General features: G+C 68.8%; 20 protein-coding genes. 13 read left to right on the forward strand and 7 right to left on the reverse strand.

What is annotated here, in order from left to right; translation table 11 throughout:
* Window positions 1–46 precede the first annotated feature (46 nt).
* Window positions 47–1,861 (forward strand): gamma-glutamyltransferase, encoded by a 1,815-nt coding sequence (gene ggt, locus OG876_RS27425; RefSeq protein WP_328519512.1) that lies wholly within the window; start codon window positions 47–49, stop codon window positions 1,859–1,861.
* On the opposite strand, the gene OG876_RS27430 is transcribed toward ggt, so the two are convergent.
* Window positions 1,862–2,956 (reverse strand): M20/M25/M40 family metallo-hydrolase, encoded by a 1,095-nt coding sequence (locus OG876_RS27430; RefSeq protein WP_328519513.1) that lies wholly within the window; start codon window positions 2,954–2,956, stop codon window positions 1,862–1,864.
* A 68-nt stretch (window positions 2,957–3,024) separates the two neighbouring features.
* Between OG876_RS27430 and OG876_RS27435 the strand changes: the two genes are divergently transcribed.
* The 4 genes from OG876_RS27435 to OG876_RS27450 are packed head-to-tail and all read left to right on the forward strand — an operon-like array spanning window position 3,025 to window position 7,023.
* A complete protein-coding gene (locus OG876_RS27435; protein ID WP_328519514.1) occupies window positions 3,025–3,711 on the forward strand; it encodes a GNAT family N-acetyltransferase in 687 nt (228 codons plus the stop codon).
* Window positions 3,704–4,348: a MurR/RpiR family transcriptional regulator gene (locus OG876_RS27440; protein ID WP_328519515.1), complete on the forward strand. Its 645-nt coding sequence runs from the start codon at window positions 3,704–3,706 to the stop codon at window positions 4,346–4,348. The genes OG876_RS27435 and OG876_RS27440 overlap by 8 nt, the downstream gene beginning before the upstream one ends.
* Window positions 4,338–5,453, forward strand: a complete 1,116-nt coding sequence (gene menC / locus OG876_RS27445) for an o-succinylbenzoate synthase (RefSeq protein WP_328519516.1) — start codon at window positions 4,338–4,340, stop codon at window positions 5,451–5,453. Before OG876_RS27440 ends, menC begins: the two co-directional genes overlap by 11 nt.
* Window positions 5,454–5,472: 19 nt before the next feature.
* Window positions 5,473–7,023, forward strand: coding sequence for an N-acyl-D-amino-acid deacylase family protein (locus tag OG876_RS27450; RefSeq protein WP_328519517.1), 1,551 nt, complete (start codon window positions 5,473–5,475; stop codon window positions 7,021–7,023).
* Here the strand turns inward: OG876_RS27450 and OG876_RS27455 are convergent.
* Complete coding sequence (locus OG876_RS27455) at window positions 7,010–7,273, reverse strand: hypothetical protein (RefSeq protein ID WP_328519518.1); 264 nt, start codon at window positions 7,271–7,273, stop codon at window positions 7,010–7,012. The two genes, OG876_RS27450 and OG876_RS27455, sit on opposite strands and share 14 nt — an antisense overlap.
* A gap of 24 nt (window positions 7,274–7,297) precedes the next feature.
* On the opposite strand from OG876_RS27455, the gene dapF reads away from it, so the two are divergent.
* The gene (dapF, locus tag OG876_RS27460) at window positions 7,298–8,140 is read left to right on the forward strand and encodes a diaminopimelate epimerase (RefSeq protein WP_328519519.1); all 843 of its coding nucleotides are present in this window, start codon (window positions 7,298–7,300) and stop codon (window positions 8,138–8,140) included.
* A gap of 84 nt (window positions 8,141–8,224) precedes the next feature.
* Window positions 8,225–9,715: a GTPase HflX gene (hflX, locus tag OG876_RS27465; RefSeq protein ID WP_328519520.1), complete on the forward strand. Its 1,491-nt coding sequence runs from the start codon at window positions 8,225–8,227 to the stop codon at window positions 9,713–9,715.
* Window positions 9,716–9,778: 63 nt separating this feature from the next.
* On the opposite strand, the gene OG876_RS27470 is transcribed toward hflX, so the two are convergent.
* Window positions 9,779–12,154 (reverse strand): immune inhibitor A domain-containing protein, encoded by a 2,376-nt coding sequence (locus OG876_RS27470; RefSeq protein ID WP_328519521.1) that lies wholly within the window; start codon window positions 12,152–12,154, stop codon window positions 9,779–9,781.
* A gap of 228 nt (window positions 12,155–12,382) precedes the next feature.
* Between OG876_RS27470 and macS the strand changes: the two genes are divergently transcribed.
* The 5 genes from macS (at window position 12,383) to ligD (ending at window position 20,081) form a co-directional block, all read left to right on the forward strand.
* The gene (macS, locus tag OG876_RS27475) at window positions 12,383–13,507 is read left to right on the forward strand and encodes a MacS family sensor histidine kinase (RefSeq protein ID WP_328519522.1); all 1,125 of its coding nucleotides are present in this window, start codon (window positions 12,383–12,385) and stop codon (window positions 13,505–13,507) included.
* Window positions 13,504–14,142: a response regulator transcription factor gene (locus OG876_RS27480; RefSeq protein WP_328519523.1), complete on the forward strand. Its 639-nt coding sequence runs from the start codon at window positions 13,504–13,506 to the stop codon at window positions 14,140–14,142. The genes macS and OG876_RS27480 overlap by 4 nt, the downstream gene beginning before the upstream one ends.
* A 609-nt stretch (window positions 14,143–14,751) precedes the next feature.
* The gene (secD, locus tag OG876_RS27485) at window positions 14,752–17,052 is read left to right on the forward strand and encodes a protein translocase subunit SecD (RefSeq protein WP_328519524.1); all 2,301 of its coding nucleotides are present in this window, start codon (window positions 14,752–14,754) and stop codon (window positions 17,050–17,052) included.
* 63 nt (window positions 17,053–17,115) lie between these two features.
* Window positions 17,116–19,113 carry an ATP-dependent DNA helicase gene (locus tag OG876_RS27490; RefSeq protein ID WP_328519525.1) on the forward strand — a complete coding sequence of 666 codons (1,998 nt, stop codon included), beginning with the start codon at window positions 17,116–17,118 and terminating at the stop codon, window positions 19,111–19,113.
* A gap of 5 nt (window positions 19,114–19,118) precedes the next feature.
* Complete coding sequence (ligD, locus tag OG876_RS27495) at window positions 19,119–20,081, forward strand: non-homologous end-joining DNA ligase (protein ID WP_328519526.1); 963 nt, start codon at window positions 19,119–19,121, stop codon at window positions 20,079–20,081.
* Between the two features lie 244 nt (window positions 20,082–20,325).
* On the opposite strand, the gene OG876_RS27500 is transcribed toward ligD, so the two are convergent.
* Both OG876_RS27500 and lexA read right to left on the reverse strand, forming a co-directional pair.
* Window positions 20,326–20,835: a glutathione peroxidase gene (locus tag OG876_RS27500; RefSeq protein ID WP_328519527.1), complete on the reverse strand. Its 510-nt coding sequence runs from the start codon at window positions 20,833–20,835 to the stop codon at window positions 20,326–20,328.
* Window positions 20,836–20,883: 48 nt separating this feature from the next.
* Complete coding sequence (gene lexA / locus OG876_RS27505; protein ID WP_328519528.1) at window positions 20,884–21,666, reverse strand: transcriptional repressor LexA; 783 nt, start codon at window positions 21,664–21,666, stop codon at window positions 20,884–20,886.
* Between the two features lie 358 nt (window positions 21,667–22,024).
* On the opposite strand from lexA, the gene OG876_RS27510 reads away from it, so the two are divergent.
* Window positions 22,025–22,561, forward strand: coding sequence for a LysM peptidoglycan-binding domain-containing protein (locus OG876_RS27510; protein WP_328519529.1), 537 nt, complete (start codon window positions 22,025–22,027; stop codon window positions 22,559–22,561).
* Here the strand turns inward: OG876_RS27510 and ubiG are convergent, their stop codons facing one another.
* Window positions 22,562–23,338 (reverse strand): bifunctional 2-polyprenyl-6-hydroxyphenol methylase/3-demethylubiquinol 3-O-methyltransferase UbiG, encoded by a 777-nt coding sequence (ubiG, locus tag OG876_RS27515; RefSeq protein WP_328519530.1) that lies wholly within the window; start codon window positions 23,336–23,338, stop codon window positions 22,562–22,564.
* A gap of 39 nt (window positions 23,339–23,377) precedes the next feature.
* Window positions 23,378–23,947: a GNAT family N-acetyltransferase gene (locus OG876_RS27520; protein ID WP_328519531.1), complete on the reverse strand. Its 570-nt coding sequence runs from the start codon at window positions 23,945–23,947 to the stop codon at window positions 23,378–23,380.
* Window positions 23,948–23,957 lie beyond the last annotated feature (10 nt).

Raw genomic sequence — 23,957 nt, forward strand, 5'->3', positions numbered from 1 at the left:
ATAGGCAAGGTCTTGACCTTGTCGCCGACGCCCCGCGGGAGAACTCGTGAAGAAGCTCGTCGCATCTCTGTCTGCAGGTGCCCTTCTCCTGTCCGGTCTGAGTGCGAGCGGAGCCGTCGCGAGCCCGCCGACCCAGAGCCCGGTCAGACAACCGACCGCGGTCGGGTTCGGCGGCGCGGTGTCGTCCGTCGACCCGGACGCGACCAAGATCGGCCTCGACGTACTGCGGCGTGGCGGCAACGCGGTCGACGCCGCGGTGGCCACGGCCGCCGCCCTCGGGGTGACCGAGCCGTACTCCGCCGGCGTCGGCGGTGGCGGGTACTTCGTCTACTACAACGCCAAGAAACACAAGGTGTTCACGATCGACGGCCGCGAGACCGCACCCGCGGACATGCCGTCGGACGCGTTCATGAACGACGCGACGGGTCAGCCGTACCCCTTCGCGCAGCTGGTGACCTCTGGTGTGTCGATCGGCGTACCGGGCACGCTGGCGACCTGGGACAGCGCGCTGCGGCAGTGGGGTTCGCTGCCGCTCGGCAAGGCGCTGATGCCGGCCGCCGACCTGGCCGATCGCGGCTTCGTGGTCGACCCGACGTTCCGGCGCCAGACGCTCGAGAACAAAGACCGGTTCGCGCAGGTCGTGCCGACGGCGAAGCTGTTCCTGCCCAACGGCGACGCGCCGCAGGTCGGATCGGTGTTCAAGAACCCGGAGCTCGCCGACACCTACCGCCTGATCGGCAAGCAGGGCGCGTCGGTGTTCTACCGTGGTCCGCTGGCCGGCGAGATGGCGGCCGTGGCCGGAAATCCACCGAAGACCGCCGGCGCCACGCTGCCGTTCTTCAGCGGATACCTCGCCGCGGGCGACCTGGCGAAGTACAAGGCGATCGACCGCCAACCGACCAGCGTTCGGTACGACGGCCTGGACGTGTACGGCATGCCGCCGTCGTCATCCGGGGGCATCACCGTCGGTGAGGCGCTCAACATCCTGCAGCCGCAGCACCTGAGCCGGCAGAGCACCACGCAGGCACTGCACACCTACCTCGAGGCCTCCGCGCTGGCCTTCGCGGATCGCGGTGCGTACATCGGTGATCCGGCGTACGTCGACGTCCCGCAGAAGGAGCTGCTGTCACGGGGCTTCGGCGCCGAGCGGTCGTGCTTGATCGACCCGCAGAAGGCTGCGGTCAAGCCGGTGCCGGCGGGCTCGCCGGACGGCAAGTACTCGCCGTGCGCGACGGGCGCGGCCGTCGAGCAGCGGCCGGACACCGAAGGCCGCTCGACCACGCACCTGGTCTCCGCGGACAAGTGGGGCAACGTCGTCTCCTACACGCTGACGATCGAGCAGACCGGTGGCAGCGGCATCACGGTCCCCGGACGCGGGTTCCTGCTGAACAACGAGCTGACCGACTTCTCCGCAGTCCCTGACCCCAAGGACCCGAACCTCGTGGAGGCCGGCAAGCGGCCGCGGTCCTCGATGTCGCCGACGATCGTGCTGCGCGGCGGCAAGCCGTACATCGCGATCGGATCGCCCGGAGGCTCGACCATCATCACGACAGTCCTGCAGACGCTGACGAACCGGCTCGACCGCGACATGACCCTGCCGGAAGCGATCGCCGCACCGCGCGCATCCCAGCGCAACACTGCCTCGGTCACCGCCGAACAGTCCTTCATCGACACCTACGGTTCGGCGCTCGCGCCCTACGGCCACACCTTCACGCCGGCGGGTGCTCCCGGGAGCTCGGCGGCCGAGATCGGGGCGGTCGCGGCGCTGGAGTTCCTGCCGGGTGGCGCGATCCTGGCGGCCGCGGAGCCGACCCGACGCGGCGGTGGATCCGCGGGAACGGTCAAGCAGCTCTGGCCATAGTCAGAGCGAGGTGATGATCGCGGCGACCAGGTCGGCTCGTTCGGCCAGGCTCGCCGCGATCACCTGTTCGTGGACGGCATGGGCGCCCTGACCCAGCGGCCCCAGGCCGTCCAGCGTCGGAACCCCGAGCCAGCCGGTCAGATTGGTGTCGGCGGCCCCTGAAGCCGCCGCTCCGTCGACCTCCTGGCCGACAGACCGCCCGGCGGTGATCACCTTCCCCAGCAACTCATCGGTCGCCGGCGACGGCTGCCAGGCCGGGCGATTCGACATCACCCTCACCTGCAGCTCCGCGTCCGCGCGCACGGGCCCGAGACCGGTCACCGCGTCGAGTACCGCCCGCTCGGTCTCCGGATCGACGAACCGGAAGCCGATATCGGCCGCGGCGAACCCCGGTACGACGTTCGTCCGGCCGCCTCCGGTGATCGTGCCGACGTTGCACAACACCTCGTCGTACCTGCTGACTACCGCGCGGACGAGGATCAGCTGGTCGACGAGTTCGTCGATCGCGGAGACGCCGCTGCTGGGGTCGAGGGCGGCGTGTGCCTCGCGGCCGGTGACCTCGATCCGGACCCGGGTGCTGCCCCAGCGCGATGTCTTGAGGTCGCCGTTCGGGTGCGGCGGTTCGAGACCGAAAGCGGCGAACACGCCGGCCGACTCGGCGGTGACGAGATCGCGGGCCGATGGGGAGCCGATCTCTTCATCCGCGACGACCACGACGCGTACCGGACGGTGATCGAGGTCGGCGACCTGTTCGAGCGCCGTCTCGAGGACGACGAGTCCGCCCTTCATGTCGAAGACGCCGGGACCGTGGATGACTCCGTCCTGTTCACGCCAGCGCATCGCGTCCTGCAGTTGCCCGACCGGCCAGACGGTGTCGTGGTGCCCGAGGAAGAGGAGCGGTGCCTCCCCTGCCCGTGGTCCCCGGCCTGGGAAGTCGGCGACCAAGTGGTCGCCGGTACGCGTCGGCACTCGGCGAGTGGTCCCGCCGAGTTCGCCGTACCTCTCGGCGAGACGGTCGGCGAAGGCGTTCAGAGCCTCGGTGTCACCGGTCGGCGTCTCGTGGCCGACGTACTCCCGGAGCCGATCGATCATCATGGATAGTCAACGTATCATCATCCGGTCGCCGATTGACTTCCTTCAGATCAGCGGGATGTACTCAAGATATGAATCGTATCCGTGAGGCGGACGACAGCTTCAGGGCCGTCTCGCTGACCACCCCGGCGCGGTACGCCGAGGCTGCGACGCTATACCGCGAGGTGTTCGGTTACCAGGACCCGGACTACGCCTTGAACCCGCGGCTGCTCGGCGCACTGACGAGCAACGGTGGGTCGGTGGTCGGCGTCCTGGACGCGACCGATCGGCTCGTCGCCTTCGCGTACGGCTTCTGTGGCACGGACCGGCGCGGTTTCTACCACTACTCGCAGTCGGCCGTGGTCGCCGCCGACCAGCAGGGCCAGGGGGTCGGCCGGTTGCTCAAGCATGCGCAGCGGGAAGTTGCCCTCGGCCACGGTATGACGCGGATGCGGTGGACCTACGATCCGTTCGAGATCCGGAACGCACACTTCAACCTCGATGTCCTCGGCGCCCGCGGTCGCTGGTACGCCCCGGACATGTACGGTCCCGGCACCGACCGCGTGGTCGTCGAGTGGGACCTGACCCGCGAGCCGAGTGCTCAGCCGGCTCTGGAGACGGCCCGGCTGGTGGTCCCGGCCAAGGTGACTGACCAGGTCCGGCACGACATCCGGGCGGCCTTCCAGGGGTTGCTCGGGAAGGGGCTCGTGGCCAAGTCCTGCACCCAGCTGACGGACGGGGACGCCGCCTACTGCTTCGGGCCGGTGGACGATGCCTGACGATCCACACAACCGCGAGCTGTCCAGCCCCCAGGAGCGGTACGACGCCCGCCTGCAAAGGCGATCGTCGACGGTGTTGCAGCGCCGCGTGGTCGAGCAGGAGCGCGCCACGATCGAGGAGGCGCTCGACCAGATCCTCGCCGACGACTCGATCGCACAGGCGGCGGCCCGGATCGTGGCGGCCCGGCGCCGCTTCATCATCGGCTCGGCGAAGTCGTTCTCGTACGCGTCCCTGCTGGCCTTCGACCTCGGCGTCGGCCTGTCCCAGGTCACGCTGATCGACGGCACGGTCGTCCGCGGGGTCGACGTACTGTCCGACGTCCGGGCGAACGACCTGATGGTCGCGTTCTCGTTCCGCCGGTATCGCCGCGACACCGTCGACATCGCGCGCCGGTTCGTCGAGGCGGGTGGTGAGCTCGTCGCCGTGACGGACTTCGAGGAGGCGCCGCTGGCCAAGCTCGCGGACCAGTGCATCTACGTCGCGACCGGGAGTGCGTCGTACGTCGACTCTCCGACGGTGGTGGCGTCCGTGTTACACGTGCTGGCGACCGTGACCACGGCCAGTGCGAAGGGAGCCCGCCGGCGACTCGTCGAACGCGACCGGTTGAACACGGAGCTGGGGCTGTATGTCAACTGAGGTAAAGATCACTGCGGCTCGGCTGCATCGGGTCCGGATGCCGCTGGTGCACGAGTTCCGGACCAGCTCGCACCGCAAGACGTTTCTCGACCACATCCTGGTCGAGCTGGAGGACGCGTCGGGTGCGATCGGCTGGGGCGAGATCGCCTCGACGTCGGATCCGTACTACGCGCCGGAGACTGTCGAGACGTGCTGGCATGTCGCCGAGCGTTACCTGCTCCCGGCGGTGATCGGCCAGGTCTGGGATCGGCCCGAGCAGGTGTCGCGGTTGTGGGCCAAGGTCCGTGGCAACCAGTTCGCCAAGGCCGGAGTGGACGTCGCGGCCTGGGTGCTGTGGTCGTCCGTGTGCGGTGTCTCGCTGGCCGCGGCACTCGGTGGGACCCGCACCGAGGTCGTCGCCGGAGTGTCGCTCGGGATCGAGCCGACGATCGACGATCTGCTCGCCGAGGTCGAGCGGCAGACGGCCGCGGGGTATCCGCGGGTAAAGCTGAAGATCGCCCCGGGCTGGGATGTCGAACCGGTCCGCGCGGTGCGGGCGGCGTACCCGGACCTCGATCTGCATGTCGATGCCAACGGCATCTATACCGAGGAGCACCTGACCGCGTTGCGGGCGCTGGACGAGTTCGGGCTCACGATGATCGAGCAGCCGTTCGCGCCGCGGGCCCTGCTCGCGCACGCGCGCCTGCAGCGGACGATCGCGACCCCGGTCTGTCTGGACGAGAGCATCGAGACGCTCGACGACCTGGAGACCGCACTGTCCGTCGACGCGCTAAAGGTGCTGAACATCAAGGTGTCGCGGATGGGCGGCCTGACCGCCGCCCGGGCAGCGCACGATCGGGCGCAGCAGGCCGGCATCCCGGTCTGGTGCGGCGGCATGCACGAGTTCGGCATCGGCCGGGCGGCGAACGTCGCCGTCTCCAGCCTCCCCGGATTCACCCTCCCATCGGATGTGTCCGCCTCGGAGAAGTACTACGCCCGGGACGTCATCGAACCCGCCGTCATCGCCGTCCGGGGCGTCGTACAGGTGCCCGAGGCAACTGGCCTGGGGCACCAGGTCGACACCGACCTGATCGCGGCGAACACGGTCGCCACCCTCTCCCTCTGACCACCGCAGGAGTCGTTCCATGACCATCGCACTGACCGGTGGCCTGGTCGCCGACGGCACCGGCGCGGAGCCGGTGGCTGCGACCGTGCTGGTGGACAGCGGACGGATCGCCGCGGTGTTGCCACCCGGCGACCAACCCTCCGGTGCCGAGGTAATCGATGCCACGGGCAACATTGTGGCACCGGGGTTCATCGATCTTCACTCACATGCGGATTTCAGTCTTCAATCGACTCCGGACGCGCCCACCCAGCTGTATCAGGGCGTCACCACTCTGGTGACCGGGAACTGCGGCTGGTCGCCGTTCCCGATCACCGACCTGGCGGCCCTGCGCGCCGGTACGGCGTTCCTGGACCCGAAGCACGACTGGTCCTGGCGCGATGTCGACGGCTTCGCTGCAACGTTGGAACCGGCGGTGAACATCGCCCTGCAGGTCGGTCACTCAGGTCTCCGGCTAGCGGTCATGGGCAGTGCGGAGCGAGCGCCGGATCCCGACGAGCTCGAGCAGATGCAGGACCTGCTGCGGACGGCCGCCGACCAAGGCGCGGTCGGCTTCTCCACCGGCTTGATCTACGCGCCGGGCGCCTACGCCGACTCGGCCGAGGTCGCCGCGCTGGTGGCGACTGCCGCGGACTGCGGTCTGCTCTACTCGACCCACATCCGCAACGAGGGCGCCGGGCTGCTCGCCGCGTTGGACGAGGCGATCGCCGCGGCCCGGGCCGGGGGAGCGAGGCTGGAGGTCTCCCATCTGAAGGCCGTCGGCGAGCCGAACTATGGCCTCGTCAGCGCCGCGCTCGAACGCTTGGGCCAGGCCCGCGCGGACGGTCTCGATGTCGCGTGGGACGTCTACCCCTACACAGCGTCCAGTACGACGCTCACCACGAGGCTGCCCACGTGGGCACTGGCCGACGGCAACCTGCTGGCCCGGCTGGCAGACCCAACCGATCGCGCCCGGATCGCGGAGGTATTGCGCTCCGCCCAACTCCTCAAGCCGGAAGCGGTAGTGATCGCCTCCCTGCCGCCCGGCCGGTACGACGACTGCCGCGGCCTCAGCCTCGCGGACATCGCCCGGCGCGACGACGTGGACGCCGCCGAGGCGGTTCTCCGAGTCCTCGAGCATCACCAGGCCGCGGTCAGCGTGGTCAACCACGCGATGAGCGAGGACGACGTGGTGACCGTGCTGCAGCACCCGTGCACGAGCGTCGCGAGCGACGGCTGGATCCTCGATGCCACCGGGCCCGGCCACCCGCATCCGCGCAACTTCGGGACGTTCCCCCGGGTCCTCGGCCGGTACGCGCGGGACCTCGGCGTACTCACGTTGCCCGAGGCGATCCGTCGGATGACCTCGCTTCCCGCGTCCCGGCTGGGTTTCTCCGACCGCGGTGTGATCAAACCCGGAGCCGTCGCGGACCTCGTCGTACTCGACCCATCGCGGATCGCCGACAGGTCGACGTACGACGATCCCTGGCAACTGTCCGTCGGAGTCAACCAGGTCCTGGTCGCAGGTGAACGAGTTCTGGCGGACGGCACACCGACGGGCCGCCGTCCGGGTCGCGTCCTCAGGCCTTCTTGAACCGCTTGGGTTCGCTCGGCAACGGGGGAGGGGTGACGGCGGCATCCTCGGCGGTCGTCTCGAGCCATCCGTCGTACTCGGTCAGCAGGTCGTCGAGCTCGTTCTGATCCACATCCCGCAGTACGACGACCCACGGATGGTCCTCGTCGTCGTCCTCGCCGTGGAAGCGGCCGCGCCGTACGTCACCGTCGAGCCGGGCGGCGACCGTCTCGGCGTCCTCCTGCTCCCAGAAGTAGGCGATCAGCTCCATGGGCTACACCGTACGATCTTCCTCATGAGTACGTTTGCGTGGCTGAAGGGGCACGGTACGGAGAACGACTTCGTCATCCTGCCCGACCCCGACGGCACGATCCACGGCGAGCTGGACGCGTCGGTGGTGCGCTTCCTCTGCGACCGGCACGCCGGGCTCGGGGCGGACGGTGTCCTGCGGGTGATCGAGGGCGGCAAGCAGTCGTACGTCGAGGACGGCGGCGACTGGTTCATGGACTACCGCAACGCCGACGGCTCGATCGCGGAGATGTGTGGCAACGGCGTCCGCGTCTTCGTCCGGTACCTGACCGAGGCCGGGCTGACCGGGGGCAAGCCGGTCCGGGTCGGCACCCGAGCCGGCGTCAAAGAGGTCGTGCTGAACGACGACGGCACGCTGACCGTGGACATGGGCGAGCCCGAACTGCCCGATCCAGAGGGCGTCGTCGTGGAGGCGAACGGACACCAGTGGCCGGCTGTTCACGTGGACATGGGCAACCCGCACGCGGTCGCCTTCGTCGACGACCTCCGCGAGCCCGGCAACCTGTGCGACCAGCCCACCTGGTCCCCCCAGGAAGCGTTTCCCGACGGCGTGAACCTGGAGTTCGTCGTACGGCGGGGTCCGCACGACGTCGAGATGCGGGTGCACGAGCGCGGATCGGGGGAGACGCGGTCCTGCGGGACCGGGACGTGTGCCGTCACCGTGGCAGCCGCGCGGGCGGCCCGGGACGAGCTTCCAGTCACGTATCGCGTCGGCGTGCCGGGTGGTGAAGTCAGTGTTACGTGGCGTGCGGACAACCATCTCGAGTTGACCGGACCGGCCGTGATCCACGCTCGCGGAGACTTCGATCGGGCCTGGTTACCGGCCTGACGGGGAATTCGGGTACCGCGTGGGGCGTTGACGTGGTTAATCGGGTCGCCTGTACTAGGTGGCCCGTGCCACGATGGAAGGTATATGACGACCCATTCGAACTTTTACGACGAGACCTCCGACGTCGAACTTGACCTCCTTGAGGGCGATGACTCCGGCGATTCGTTGACGGGTCACGACTCGCACGACTCCGAGCTGGGCACCGAGGGGCTCGAGCTCGAGGAACGCCAGGCCCTGCGCCGCATCGTCGGCATGTCGACCGAGCTGACCGACATCAGCGAGGTCGAGTACCGCAAGCTGCTGCTCGAGCGGGTGCTGCTGGTCGGCGTCTGGACCGAGGGCAGTGCCGAAGACGCGGAGAACTCGCTGGCCGAGCTGAAGCTGCTCGCCGAGACCGCCGGTTCCGAGGTACTGGACGGCGTGATCCAGCGGCGGAAGAAGCCCGACCCGGCGACCTTCATCGGCTCCGGCAAGGTGGCCGACCTGCGCAACCTGGTCGCGTCGCTCGGCGCCGACACGGTGATCGCCGACGGCGAGCTGGCCCCCGCGCAACTGCGCAACCTGGAGGACAAGCTCAAGGTCAAGGTGGTCGACCGGACCGCGCTGATCCTGGACATCTTCGCGCAGCACGCGAAGAGCAAGGAAGGCAAGGCCCAGGTCGAGCTGGCCCAGCTGCAGTACATGAAGCAGCGCCTGCGTGGTTGGGGTGGCAACCTGTCCCGCCAGGCCGGTGGACGCGTCGGTGCGGCCGGTGGCGGTATCGGTGGCCGTGGTCCCGGTGAGACCAAGATCGAGACCGACCGGCGCCGGATCAACACCAAGATCTCCAAGCTCCGCCGTGAGCTGAAGGACATGAAGGGCACGCGGTCGACGATGCGCCAGGAGCGCCGCCGGCACTCGATCCCGTCGGTCGCGATCGCGGGGTACACCAACGCCGGCAAGTCCTCGCTGCTGAACAAGATCACCGGAGCTGGTGTCCTGGTCGAGAACGCGCTGTTCGCGACCCTGGACCCGACCACCCGGCGGACGACGACCTCCGACGGCCGCGTGTACACGTTCACCGACACCGTCGGGTTCGTCCGGCACCTGCCGCACGACATCGTCGAGGCGTTCCGCTCGACGCTGGAAGAGGTCGCGGACGCGGATCTGCTGCTGCACGTGGTCGACGGTTCGCACCCCGACCCGCTGGCCCAGATCCAGGCGGTCCGCGAGGTGCTCGGCGAGATCGGCGCCACGGACGTCCCGGAGATCATCGTGATCAACAAGGGCGACCTGGCCGACCCGATCGCGCTGGCCCCGATCCTGCACCGCGAGCCGGGCGCGATCATCGTCTCGGCCCGCACCGGCGACGGCATCGACAAGCTGAAGGCCCTGGTCGAGGCATCGCTGCCCCAGCCGGACGTGGCCGTCGACCTGCTGCTTCCGTACGACCGCGGCGACCTGGTCTCCCGGATCCACTCCGAGGGCTCGGTCGGCCAGCTCGAACACACCGCCGACGGCACCCGTCTCACCGCCAAGGTCCATCCCGACCTGGCCGGCGACCTGACGCCGTACCAGGTGGCGGCAGCCAAGTAACCGACGAAGAAACAGCCCCCGAGGTCTCGACCTCGGGGGCTGTTCTGCGTGCTGCTCAGGGTGTCACTTGCGCTTGGAGACCTGGACCGTCATGGTCGTGCCGTTGCGCGAGAGGACCTTGATGTTGACGCCGTTGTTCGGCACCTTGACGCCGGCCTGCGGCTGCTCCGGGTACCAGTACTGCTTGCTGTCGTTGAAGGTGGAGACAGCGTTCTGGCCGCGGATGTAGCTCGCCTGCCCGTTGACGTGCAGGGTGAACGAGTCCGCCTTCTCCAGACCGAACGGAGCGTCGTACCCGGCGACCCGCGGCCGCCAGATCTGGCCGTCGAGGCGGTTGATCGGGACCGGGTGGCTGTCGATCGGCAGAATCAGACCCTGACCGGGGTGTTCGTTGGTGTTGTTGTCCTCCTGCGAGGTGTCCCAGTACCAGAGCAGCAGACCGTCCTGGTACGGGAAGTGCTCGACCTTGTCCGGCAGCGTGCTCGCCCAACCGAAGTTGTACGGGCCGGTCTGCAGGTACTGGTCGTGGTCGACGTAGTTGATGTGCGACGCCATGTAGTAGTTGTCGTGCAGGGTGGTGAAGCTCGCGCCGGCCGCGCTGAAGCCGTTCAGCGTCCAGCCGTCGGGCGAGGTCTCGGCACCGGACGTGACGACCGCGGTCGTGCCCGAGGTCACCTTGATCTCGTCGGCGAAGAAGCCCTTGCCGCCGGCCGCGGGGTCGGTGGTGTAGCGGAACTGCAGGCCGATCGTCTTGCCGGCGTACGCCGACAGGTCGAAGGTGGCCGGCTGCCAGCCGGTGCTGGTGCCGTCGATGCCGTTGCCCTCGGCCGCCTTGGTGATGTTGCCGGCGATCGGCTTGTAGCCGGTGCCGTCGTTCACCTCAACGTAGGCGTAGTCACAGGCCTCCGCGCCACAGTCCTCGATGTCCCAGTTGGCCTGGAAGGTGAGGCTGGCGGCCTGGCCGGCCGGCAGCGTGACCTGACGGTTCATCGTGTGGGTGAAGTTGTTGCCTTCGCCACTCCACCATGACATGGTGCCGGCCGCCGGTGGCACCAAGTCGTGCACCAGCGGCTTCTTCGGCAGTGTCACCACCAGGCTCTGGGCCTTCTTGGTGTTGTACTCGTGCGGACCGAGCTCGACGGTCCGGTTCTGGCCGGCCGCGACGATCTCGTAGTCCAGCCAGCCGAGCTGCAGCTTGTCCCACGCGTTGAAGTCGGCCGCCTGCTCACCGATGCCGCCGTCGGTCGGCTTGCCGACGCGGCTCTGCGACATGATCGTCCACCAGTTCACGCCGTTCTCGACCGGCGCGCCGGAGGTGTCGTACTCGTCCGGCAGACCGAGGTCGTGGCCGTACTCGTGGGCGAAGACACTGATGCCGCCGTTCTCCGGCTGGATCGTGTAGTCGCCGACGTACAGGCCGGTGTCTCCGATCTGGGCGCCGCCGCGGTTCGGCTGGTTCACCGGGCCGCCGGGGAAGTTGGCGTACCAGCGGTGCGACCAGATCGCGTCCTCGCCCTGCTGCGGGTCGCCGTCGGCCTGGTCGCCGCCGGCGTGGACGATCTGGAAGTGGTCGATGTAGCCGTCGGGCTCGTTGAAGTTGCCGTCACCGTCGTAGTCGTAGCGGTCCCACTGGTCGAACGTCTTCAGGTCCGCGGTGATCTGCGCGGTGGTCCGGCCGGCCGCCTTCTGGTCGGCGACCCACTGGTTGACCGCGTCCTGGATCAGGAACCAGGTGTTGTTGCAGACGTTGCCTGCACACGGGAACCCGTTCGACCGGCCGTAGCGGGCCTCGTTGTACTTGACCTTGACCCAGTCGGTGACCTCGCCGTCGACGCTGTACCGGCCGGACGACTGCTTCTCGTAGTACTTCTTCACCGAGTTGCCGGTGCCGAAGTACAGGTCCTGGAAGTGCTTCTGGTCGTAGTTCGGCTGCCAGACGGTCGAGTTGTCCACCGACCGGTCCGGCGCCGGGATCTGGTTGTTCAGCGGTCCCTCGAAGGTGGCCGGACCGGGGATGCTCGGGGCCTGGTCCTTGTCCGGGTAGCTCGGGTGCCGTTCGTTGCCGAACTCGGCCAGCACCACGAAGATCTTGTCGGTCTTCTCCCGGGCGAGCTCGACGTACTGGTCGACCCGGCCGTTCGCGTTCTTCACACCCTTCGCGCCGACCTGCTTGCTGCCGAGGTTGACGACGGTGCTGGCGCCGCGTTGCTCGACCTTGGCGGTGCCGTTCAGGACCTTGGTCAGGGCCTCCTGCCGCAGATCGCGGCGCTTGTCCTCCTGCGGGCTGGACAGATCGTCCGGCGCGGGTGCCGCCTCACTCGCGACCGGCGCGGCGCCCATCTCCCGGGGCGGTGTGGCGGCATCGCTGGCCGAGGCCCATCCGAGCCCGGCCGTTGCCGCCAGTGCCAGGCTGAACAGCCCGGCGGGTAGCTTGCGCAAGATTCCCCTCCATGCTTGGTCGATGCCCGCCGCGTATGGTGACGCGGCGTAGTCAGGTGCTCCCCCGAGCGTGTTTTGCGCGAGAGTACGGGGAAAATCGGCAGAGCTGAAGTAGATGCCCGAAATTCCGGCAAAGCTGCGGGGAATCCTGCGCCATCGGTGGAACTACTCAATCCGCCGCGTACGACGCCTCACCCGCGGCACCCCCGGAGTTGGCAGACTGTGCTGGTGGAGCGCGAGACGGTCGACCTGCTGCAGCCCCTGTGGCGTGCGCTCGTCGTGTTCCGCGTGATCACCTGGGCGTTCGCCTGCTTCGGGGTCTGGAGCCGTTGGGACGGGATCGTCCGGCCGTCCGGCGCGCTGCTCCTGCTGGCGGTCATGGGCGTCTGGACGGTGATCTCCTCGATCGGCTACAGCCGGCGCTGGGGACGGCGGAACACCCGGCTGGCGTTCGCCGACCTGATCGTGACCGTCGGCTGCATGTACGCCACCTTGTGGGCCCAGCCGCTGGTCGACATCCGGGCCGGGGCCTCCGTGCTGACCTCGGTCTGGGCGGCCGGGCCGGTGCTGGCGCTGGCGATCTCCCGCGGCCGGGACGGCGGTCTGCTCGGTGCGGCCACGATCAGCCTGGCGCTCCTGTCGCTGCGCGGTGTCGACAATGCCGCGAGTGTCCTCAGCAACGTGCAGCTGCTCCTGGTCGCCGGTCTGGTCGTCGGCTACGCCGCGTCGACCTTGCGGCAGGCGGGAGCCCGGCTGCGGAAAGCCATCGCCACCGAGAGCGCGACCGCCGAGCGGCTGCGGCTCAGCCGGTCCATCCACGACGGCGTCCTGCAGGTGCTGGCCCAGGTCCAGCGCCGCGGTACGGCGATCGGCGGCGAAGCGCTCGAACTGGCCGAGCTGGCCGCCGAACAGCAAGTTGCCCTGCGCACCTTGATGTCGACCCGGCCGGCCGTCGCCGAGGGTGACCGCGTCGACTTGTGCGGACTGCTCCTGCTGCTGGCCACACCGCGGGTGGACGTCGTCGTACCCGCCGGGCAGGTGTTGTTGCCGGCCGCAACCGCGGACGAACTGGTTGCCGCGGTCAAGGAAGCGCTGAGCAACGTGACCAAGCACGCCGGCCCCGAGGCCCGTGCCTGGGTGGTGATCGAGGACCTCGGCGACGCGGTGGTGGTGTCGATCCGCGACGATGGGATCGGTACGACGCCGGCCCGGCTCGAGCAGGCCCGGGTCGACGGTCACCTCGGCGTGAGCCAGTCCATCCGCGGCCGGATCACAGACCTGGGCGGCACAGTCACGGTCCGGACCGGACCTGGCGAGGGAACGGAATGGGAGCTAAAGGTGGTTACGGCATGACCCGGGTGATGATCGTCGACGACCATCCGATGTGGCGTGAGGGCGTGGCGCGCGATCTGGGTAGCCGCGGGTACGACGTCTGCGCGACGGCGTCGGACGTGTCGGGTGCGGTGAAGATCGCGCTGGCGACCCGGCCGGACGTGGTGGTGATGGACCTACAGCTCGGCGACGGTTCCGGTGTCGACGCCACCCGGGAGATCACGACGGCGTTACCGGACACGCGAGTACTGGTGTTATCGGCCAGCGCCGAGCAGGACGACGTACTGGCCGCGGTGAAGAACGGCGCGTCGGGGTATCTGGTGAAGTCGGCGTCGCTGGACGAGTTCGACGACGCGGTACGGCGTACTGCCGAAGGCGATGCGATCTTCAGCGCCGGCCTGGCCGGGCTGTTGCTGGGGGAGTACCGGCGGCTCGGGGCTGCTGGGCCTGAGGTGCCGAAGCTGACCGACCGGGAGACAGAGGTGCTCCGGCTGGTCGCGCGCGGGCTGACCGCCCGTCAGATCGCCACCCGGCTCGTTCTCTCACACCGGACGGTGGAGAACCACGTACAGAACACGCTCCGGAAGCTGCAACTGCACAACCGGGCCGAGCTGGTCCGCTACGCGATCGAACACGGGTTGGACACGCCGGAGTAGATCTGACCCACGCGCGCTACGCAGGCGCTGTCCTCGTCGCTTCGCCCCTCAGCGCACCTGCTACGCCCGCTCCCACCCACCCCCGGCTCAGCGCCGTGCATCCCTTCCGGCGACCGCCGGACTTCCCGGCCACCGCCGGACCTTCCGGCGACGCCGGACCGTTGCGTGCTGCCGCCCGTGGAGCGAATAGCGACCGCCCCGCGCTGGATAGCCGTGACGTGGTCGGACCGCCTTCAAACGCCTACCCGTCGTTAGCGGACGGGGAGTTGCGGGGACGTCCTGGGATGCACGCCGGCCCGGTAGTCGCTCGCGAGCGCCTGCGAGCAGAGCGCGGCGGCAGCCGCCACTCCCGGCGGTAGCCGGAACGGAAGCACGGCGCTGAGCCGAGGACGGGCGGGAGCGCGCGAAAGCGGGCGCGACGAGGAGCGTAGCGACGAGGAGTGGTCGCGTAGCACGCGTGGGCAGATCAACCTGCTTATCGCGACGCGGTCGCTTGTGCGATTGTTCGCCGTACCGCTTGAATGGCTTCCGTACACTGTGCGCTCACGCTCGCCTGAATGCTCTCTGTCACGACACCCGCACTATGGGTGCCCAGCTCCGGAGGCTGTAGTGAACCGGTCGTCCCTCATCCGCGCGCTGCTCGCGTTCTTCGTTCTCGCGGCATCGACGTACGTCGTCCTGACGGCCCGGCCGCAACTCGGCCTCGACCTGCGCGGCGGCACGCAGATCGTGCTGGAGGCCAAGGACTCGCCGACGGTCAAGGCGACTAAGGAGACGACCGACAAGGCGACCCAGGTGCTGCACCGGCGGATCGACGCCCTCGGGGTCAGCGAGCCGAACGTGACCCGCCAGGGCGACAACCGGATCATCGTCGAACTGCCCGGTGTGCAGGATCCGCGCGAGGCGGCGAAGGTGATCGGCAAGACCGCGCAGCTCACCTTCCACGAGGTGCTCGACCAAGTCGCCGCGAAGCCGGCCAAACCGGCAGCGGGTGAGGTCTACCTGCCCAGTGACACCGGGCAGGGCTTCCTGCGGCTGGCCAAGCCGGCGATGACCGGCGAGCTGGTCAGCGGGGCCGAGGGGGTGCTCGATCCGCAGCAGGTCGCCCAGGGCTGGTTCGTCGAGATGAAGTTCAAGGGCGACGGCGGCAAGATCTGGGCGAACATCACCGGCAAAGCCGCCTGCCAACCGGTCAACACACCGCAGCGCCTGATCGCGATCGTGCTCGACAACGAGATCATCAGCGCACCGCAGGTCGATCCGAACGGTGGCAACCAGCTCTGCAACCTCGGCATCTCGGGTGGCACCACGACGATCTCCGGTTCGTTCGCCGAGGCCGACGCCAAGGACCTGGCCGCGCTGATCTCCGGCGGCGCGCTGCCGGTGCCGGTCGAGGTCATCGACCAGCGCACGGTCGGCCCGTCGCTTGGTCAGGACGCGATCCAGGCCAGCGCACTCGCCGCGATCATCGGGCTCGCGCTGACCGCCCTGTTCATCGTGATCGTCTACCGCCTGGTCGGCCTGATGGCGGTCGTCGGCTTGGTCGGGTACGCCGGGATGTCGTACGCGGCCCTGACCGCACTCGGAGCCACGCTCACCTTGCCCGGTCTGGCCGGCTTCGTGCTGGCGATCGGGATGGCGGTCGATGCGAACGTGCTCGTCTTCGAGCGAGCCCGCGAGGACTACACCTCCGGCCGCACCGACGGCCTACGCCGCTCGCTGCGCAGCGGCTTCCAGAACGCGCTGTCCGCGATCGCCGACTCCAACATCACCACCCTGCTCGCAGCCGGTCTGCTCTTCTTCCTCGCAGCCGGCCCGGTCCGCGGCTTCGGGGTGACATTGAGCATTGGTGTGCTGGCATCCATGCTGTCCGCCCTCGTCGTGACCCGGGTGCTGGCCGAGTTCCTGGTCTCGCGCGGCTTCGTACTGCGGCACCCGGGGCTGAGCGGGATCGCGGGGCACGGCCGGGTACGGACCTGGCTCGAGCAGCGGCGGCCGTCGCTGATGAAGCACAGCCGGCGGTGGTTGCTGATCACCGCGGTGGCGATCGTCGTCGCCGTCGCGGGGGTTGCGGTGCGCGGTCTGAACCTCGGCATCGAGTTCACCGGTGGGCGGCTGCTCGAGGTGAGCACGGCCCAGCGGATCACGCCGGACCAGGCCCGGGCTGCGGTGGCGGAGGCCGGCTACCCGAGTGCCGTCGTGCAGGCGTCGGGCACCGACGACATCACCGTGCGGACCGGGACGATCAGCGACGACGAGGCGGAGAAGATCCGCGAGTCCATCTCCCGGATCGGCGGCGGCACCGAGCTGGTCCGCAACGAGAGCATCGGCCCGTCACTGGGTGAGGAACTGCGGAACAAGGGCCTGATCGCGCTCGGCATCGCGCTGCTCGCCCAGTTGCTGTATCTGGCTGCCCGATTCCGCTGGACCTTCGGCGCCGGCGCCGTCCTCGCACTGGTGCAGAACGTCGCGATCGTGGTCGGCGTCTTCGCCTGGACCGGCAAACCGATCGACGGCATCTTCCTGGCCGCGATCCTGACGATCATCGGCTACACCGTGAACGACTCGGTCGTCGTCTTCGACCGCATCCGCGAGACCCGCAACGCCCGCTCGACGGACAACCTCGGCAGCATCATCGACACCGCGATCGTCAACGTCCTGCCACGCACCATCAACACCGGCATCTCGACGCTCTTCATCCTGAGCGCGCTGCTGTTCCTCGGCGGCGACTCGCTGGCGGACTTCGCCCTCGCGCTGCTCCTCGGCATCCTGGTCGGCACCTACTCGTCGAACCTGACCGCGGCGCCGCTCCTGCTCGAGCTGGAACGCCGCTACCCGGCACCGCCGCCGCGTCCGAAGCGCCCGCAGGTCGACCGCGACGCTCAGCCCGACCGCGGCGCCGTGGTCTAGCAGCCGCGGTTGTCCACACCCTCGCCCGCCAATCCGAAATCTGTCTGTCCCGCGGGCTAGGGTGTGGCGGTGGGTGTTGACGTACGCGAACTGCTCGAAGCCGCTGTCTCCGGAATCAACGGTCAGACACGACCTGGTCAGGTGGAGATGGCCGAGGCCGTCAACACCTCTATGCACGACGGCTGCCACCTCCTCGTCCAGGCGGGCACCGGCACAGGTAAGTCGCTCGGCTACCTCGTCCCGGCTCTCCTGCACGCGATCGAGGATCGCCGCGTCGTCGTCTCCACCGCGACTCTCGCGCTCCAGTCCCAGCTGGTCGACCGCGACGTCCCCGCCCTCCTCGACGCGACGGAGAAGCTCCTCCCGCGCAGACCGTCGTACGCGATCCAGAAGGGCCGCAACAACTACGCCTGTCTGCACCGCATCCGCGAGGGCGCGCCGGACGACGACGGCATGCTCATCGACGTCCCACCGCCCGGGCAGGTCGGCCAGCAGGTGCTCGAGCTCCGCGATTGGGCCGAGCAGCAGCTGCTCGACGGCGAGGCCGGCGACCGCGACCATGCGCCCTCGCATCAGTACCAGGCCTGGCAGCAGGTCGCCATCGCCGCCCGCGAGTGCCTCGGGGCGCAGAAGTGCCCGTACGGCGAGGAGTGCTTCGCGGAGAAGGCCAAGGAGCAGGCCCGCAAGGCCGACATCGTCATCACGAATCACGCGCTGCTCTCGATCGACGCGTTCGAGAACCGCACCGTCCTGCCCGAGCACGACGTCGTCATCGTCGACGAGGCCCACGAGCTGCCGGCCCGGGTCACCGGCGCCGCGGGGGACGAGCTCTCACCGCAGATGGTCGAGCGCGCCGCCAAGCGGTCCCGCCGCTTCGTCGACGACGACAAGGCCGACGACCTGATCGACGCCTCCGACGCTCTCCGCGCCGCCCTCGACGGCACCCGCGAAGGCCGCATCGAGGCGTCGAACGGTCCCGTGCTCGAGGCCGCCGCGCTCGTCCGCGACGCGGCCCGTGGGCTGTACTCCGACCTGAACAAGAAGTCCGACGACAAGGACGACGACCCCGACGGCGCCAAGCGGCAGGCCAAGGGCGCGGTCAAGGAGATCTTCGACGTCTCCGAACGCGTCGCCGCGCTGAGCGACCTCGACGTCGTCTGGATGACCGACCGCGACCGCTTCGGCCGCGAGCTCCGGATCGCCCCGCTCACGGTCGCGGGTCTCCTCCGCGAGCTGGTGCTCAAGGACCGCACCGCCGTTCTCACCTCGGCGACACTCTCCCTCGGCGGCGACTTCGACGCGATCGCCCGCCAGGTCGGCCTCCGCCCGGCCGACAAGCTCGAGGACGACGACGAGATGCCGGAGGTCGACCCGGATTCCGAGACCGGCCCGCTCCCGTGGCGTGGTCTCGACGTCGGTTCGCCGTTCGAGTACGAGAAGCAGGCGATCCTGTACGTCGCCAAGCACCTGCCGCCGCCGCATCGCGACGGACTGGGCCAGAAGCAGTTCGACGAGATCATCGATCTGGTCACCGCCGCGGGCGGCCGGACGCTTGGCCTGTTCTCGTCCCGGCGGGCTGCCGAGGCGGCGACGGCCGCGGTCCGCGAGGCGACCGACCTGAAGGTGCTCTGTCAGGGTGACGCGCAGCTGGGCGAGCTGGCCCGCGAGTTCGTCGACGACCCGGAGACGTCACTGTTCGGCACCCTGTCGCTCTGGCAGGGGATCGACGTACCGGGCTCGACCTGCAACCTGGTGATCATCGACCGGGTTCCGTTCCCGCGTCCGGACGAGCCGCTGATGGCCGCCCGCCAGCGTGCCGTCGACGAAGCCGGCGGGAACGGGTTCATGGCCGTCGCCGCGACCCACGCCGCGCTGCTCCTCGCGCAGGGGACCGGCCGGCTGATCCGCCGCAGCACCGACCGCGGGGTGGTCGCCGTCCTGGACCCCCGCATCGTCACCCAGCGGTACGGCGCCTTCCTGCGCGCCTCCTTGCCCCCGATGTGGCCAACCGCCGATCGTGAGAAGGTGCTCGGAGCCCTGAAGCGATTGCAATCGACGTGAGTCCCGTGACCGGTCCGCCCGTGCTGCCGATGATGGCAGCGCTGGGGGAGATGCCGTCGGGTGCGGGCTGGTCGTACGAGATGAAGTGGGACGGCATCCGCGTCATCGCCGAGGTGGAGTCCGGTGTCTGCCGGCTCTGGTCGCGGAATAGCCGGGACGTGTCCGGCGGCTACCCCGAGCTGATCGGCCTGGCCGAGGCGCCGGGTTTGCGGCTGCCCGCCGTACTGGACGGCGAGATCGTGACCCTGGACGAGAACGGCGCACCCTCGTTCGGTCTGCTGCAGCGGCGGATGCACGTCCGCGATCCGCGCCACCTGCGTCACCTGATCACCGAGGTCCCGGTCTCGGTGCGGCTCTTCGACGTCCTCCGCCTCGACGGCAAGTGGTTGCTAGAGGCAACGTACGACGATCGCCGTGGACTGCTGGACTCGTTGGAGATCGGCGACCCGTTCTGGGAGACACCCCCCGCGTATGACGACGGGGAGGCGGCGCTGGAGTTGTCGGCGTCGACCGAGCTCGAAGGAGTGGTGGCGAAGCGCCGGAAGTCGCGGTATCTGGCCGGCCGCCGCAGCAGCGACTGGATCAAGGTCAAGCCGGTGCAGACGCGCGATGTCATCCTCTGTGGCTGGCATCCCGGAGAGGGCAACCGCGAGGGCAAGATCGGCTCGTTCTACTGCGGCGCGTACGCCGAACCGGGCGGCGACCTGGTCCTGATCGGCAAGGTCGGCTCCGGTCTCGACTTCGCCACCCTGGACATGCTGTCCGCCGAGCTGGCCGGCCTGGAGATCGACCGCCCGCCCTTCGACCCCGCCACGATCCCTGGACCCGACCGCCGTCGCGCCCACTGGCTCGACCCGGTGCTGGTTGCCGAAGTCACCTACTCCGGCTGGGCCGCCGACGCCCGTCTCCGTCACCCCGTGTGGCGGGGCCTCCGCTTGGACATCAACCCCGAAGCGGTCCTCGTCTGACTAGCGCCCGTGCCGCTGCGCGGGAGCATTCACGTGCAGGCAGGGGAAACCGGGGATCGCGGACATGCGGACGCCGAGCCGAAATGTTCGGAATGCGGAGAGAAAACCTGCTGCGCTGAGACGGCAGCTGTTCAGGTGTCGCAGAAAACGGCGATTTTCAGCCAACGCCGAGAGGAACTGCGGTGCTCTTCACGCAAACGACTGTTGCACGCGGCCACGATTCCCCCGAGGCCGCCTCCGTAGGTCAGTCGTTCGCTTCCCGGGACGGCGCCGGAATCTCCAGCGCAGCCTCGATCTTGTCGGCCAGTTTCTCCGGCGAGTGAGTCGGCGCGTAGCGCGCGATCACCCCACCGTCGCGGCCGATCAGGAACTTGGTGAAGTTCCACTTGATCCGTCCGCCGAGCAGGCCGCCTTGCTCACGCTTCAGCCAGTTGTACAGCGGAAGCGTCTTCGACCCGTTCACATCGATCTTGGCGAACATGGGGAACGTGACGTGGTAGATCGTCGAGCAGAAGTTCGCAATCTCCTTCTCGTCACCGGGCTCCTGGTGGCCGAACTGGTCGCAGGGGAAGCCAAGCACCGAGAAGCCCTGCCTGCGGTATTTCTTGTAGAGCTTCTGCAGGCCGGAGTACTGCGGGGTCTGGCTGCACTGCGAGGCCGTGTTCACCACCAGGAGCACCTGGTCGCGGAAATCGGCAAGAGACTGTTCATTGCCTTCGATCCGCACGGCGCTGAAGTCATAGACAGTCGTCATGACTCAATGCTGACACGACACGCCCGACTTCGCGCGGCGTCTGACATGTCAGACTCGGCGCAGAACTGTTACGACCTTTCCGAGAATGATGGCGTCCTTGCCGTCGATCGGCTCGAAGGCGGGGTTGTGTGGCAGCAGCAGGATCTCGGTCTTGGTCTTCTTGAACGTCTTCACGGTGGCCTCGCCGTCGATCATCGCGGCCACGATGTCACCGTTCTCCGCGGTCGGCTGCTGCCGGACGACCACCCAGTCGCCGTCACAGATCGCCGCCTCAATCATCGACTCACCCTTGACCCGCAGCATGAACAGCGTGCCCTCGCCGACCATTGCCTTCGGCAAAGGGAAGACCTCTTCGATCTCCTGCTCGGCCAGGATCGGCCCACCGGCGGCGATCCGGCCGACGACCGGCACGTAGGCGGCGTCCGGATGCGCGTCGCCGGCCCCGGTCTCGTCGTACGTCGTCTGCCGCACCGAACCGAGCGCTGTCCGCCGGGCCGCGGCGTCGACCTCGCCCGGGTAGCGGACCTCGATCGCCCGTGGCCGGTTGGGGTCGCGGCGGAGCAGGCCCTTCTGCTCCAGCACGCGCAGCTGGTGGGACACCGACGACGAGCTGGTCAGGCCGACCCGCTCGCCGATCTCGCGCATCGACGGCGGATAGCCGCGGCTGTCCACCGAGTCCCGGATGACGTCCAGCACGCGGCGCTGGCGCGGCGTCAGACCGGTCGCGTCGGCCGGGCCGTCGGGCAGCTCGGCCACGGTCCGGTCCGCCGGTTGACCGGCCCCCGCGGCGCGGCGCTCGTCCTTGCTGGAACCGCTCGGCGTCCTGGCCATCGGTGATTGCTCCTCTGGTCGGGCCGGCGGTCGCACACCGGCCAAAGCTTGCTCGACTGACACGACCGTAGACCGAATCCTGAGATTCTTCAAACATCTGTTCGAAGGCGTGTCGGTTCGCACGTCTGTTCGTGTGTCGGGTTATAAGCCGCCCGCGAGGCGGCCGGGGTGGTGGGAATTTGCCGGGCGTGTCGTGGTTGGAAGTGGTTGCGCGACGGGTGCCTGTCGGTTAATCATTCGTACAGGCGTTCGATCGAACAAGTGTTCGGGCCGGTCGGTTTCCGGAAACTGTCGGAGGAGACCGGTAGACAGAGATCGACAGCGCAAGACGTGGTCTGGACGAGGTCTGGAGGATCCGATGAGCACAACGGCTCTCGCGGCAGATGCACTGGTTGGCCGCCAGGCGCCTGAGGTCGCGCCGTCCCCGAATGGGACCCCGCGCCGCCGCCCGAGGATCGCCGGCACCTCCACCGAGCCGCTGCCGGTCCGTGCCTGCTCCGGTGAGGTTCTCGGCCGCCGGGCGGGCGACGTGCGTCGCGCCAACTCTGGGTCCACAGAGGTCCGGCGTCACGCGGTCGCCGAGGCTGAGGCGCCCGCTGTGCGGCTCACCCGCCGCGGCCGGATGCTGCTGACCGCCATCTCCGTCATCGTTTTCGGATCGGCGATCGTCGTCCTCGGCCTGCGCGTCACTGGAGTCCTCGTCCCCGGCCCGGACTTCTCCCACACGGTCCCCGTCCAGGTCGCCCCCGGCCAGACCCTCTGGTCCATCGCCCAGGACACCAACCCGACCCAGGACCCGGCCACCGTCGTCGAGAAGATCGCCGACCTCAACAAGCTCGCCAGCCCCGCCGACATCGTTCCCGGCCAGACGCTCCAGATCCCGATCGCGCGCTGATCAGACCGTCTTGGTGGCGCAGCCCATGTAGGACACGGCGGTGCCCTTCACCTGGCCGACGTCCATCAGTTGGCTGAGCCGACCGAAGGTGATCCGACCGCGGCGGGCGCGAGTGAAGTTCCACAGCAGCGAGGCTTTGTTCGCACGCGGCCCGAGCCCGGTGATCTCGTCGAGGCGTAGCCCGTGCCGGTGCAGGATCTCTTCGAGTTCCGCCGGCTTGATGAACAGCGCCCAGGAGTGCAGTTCGGTATCGATGACTCGCGTCAGTCGCCAGTCCTGCAGCAGTTTGACGGCCAGCAGTTTCGACGTGCGGGTCCGGTTGATGGTGTCGAAAAGGTAGAGGCCACCGGGTTTGAGTACGCGCGCCGTCTCGCCGATCACCCGTTCCAGGTCCGACACGTGTTCGAGCACGTCACAGCAGTACGCGAGATCGACACTCGCGTCGGCCAACGGCAGCCGCTCACCCGTGGCAACGGCGTACCCGACGCCCAATCCCGACGAAAGCGCATGCTCGCGCGCAGTCCGGACCGAGACCTCCGACGGATCGAGGCCGACGACCCGGCACCCCAGCTGCGCGAACGCCTCGGCGAGGAATCCGCCCCCGCACCCGATGTCGACCGTACGCAGGCCGGCTGGATCGCGTCCGGTCCGACGGAGTACGCCGCGGAAGTAGGCGAACCGCCCAGGCGTGAAACTGCCGTTCAGCGTGTTCAGTGGGTTGGCCTCGTCCCACCAGCCGCCGCCCAACCGGTCGTAGATCTGGTTGTCGATGCCCATCGCGACCCCTGATCCCAGTAAACAACTCCGCTGGGAACCTCAGGCCCGGGCGGCGCGCCAGTCGTCCTCAAGCAGGGCGTAGACGTACTCGTTGGCCCATTCGCCCTTGAAGATCAGCGCGTCGATGTGGTGCGCCTCCCGGCGCATTCCGAGGCGTTCCAGCAGGCCGGCGGACGCGGTGTTGCGGTCATCCAGGATCGCAACGATCCGGTGCAACCCAAGATCCTCGAATCCAACGCGCAGCACCTCGCGCGCAGCCTCGGCCGCGAGCCCCTTGCCCTGGTAGTCGGTGTGCAGGGCGAAGCCGATCTCGCCCTGGCGATCGGTCTCACTGGCCCACTTCAGCAGCACCTCACCGATCACGGTCCTGGTCTCGCGGAGCTCGATCGCGAGCACCAGCCACTGACCCGGTTCGGTCAACTCGCCCTGGCTCAGCTTCTTCTCGAGGGCGACGCGGGTCTCGTCGCGATCCCGGACCGGCCAGGGCGTGTAGCGCACCACCTCTGGCCGCGAATGGAACCCAAACAGATCGTCCAGGTCGTCCATCCGGTGCGGCCGCAGGTCGAGTCGCTCGGTTCGCAGCGGGTAGGTGGGGCGCAATCCAGGCACGGAGCCGTCC

Origin of the sequence: Kribbella sp. NBC_00359, from assembly GCF_036097425.1 — a bacterium.
Taxonomy (GTDB): domain Bacteria; phylum Actinomycetota; class Actinomycetes; order Propionibacteriales; family Kribbellaceae; genus Kribbella.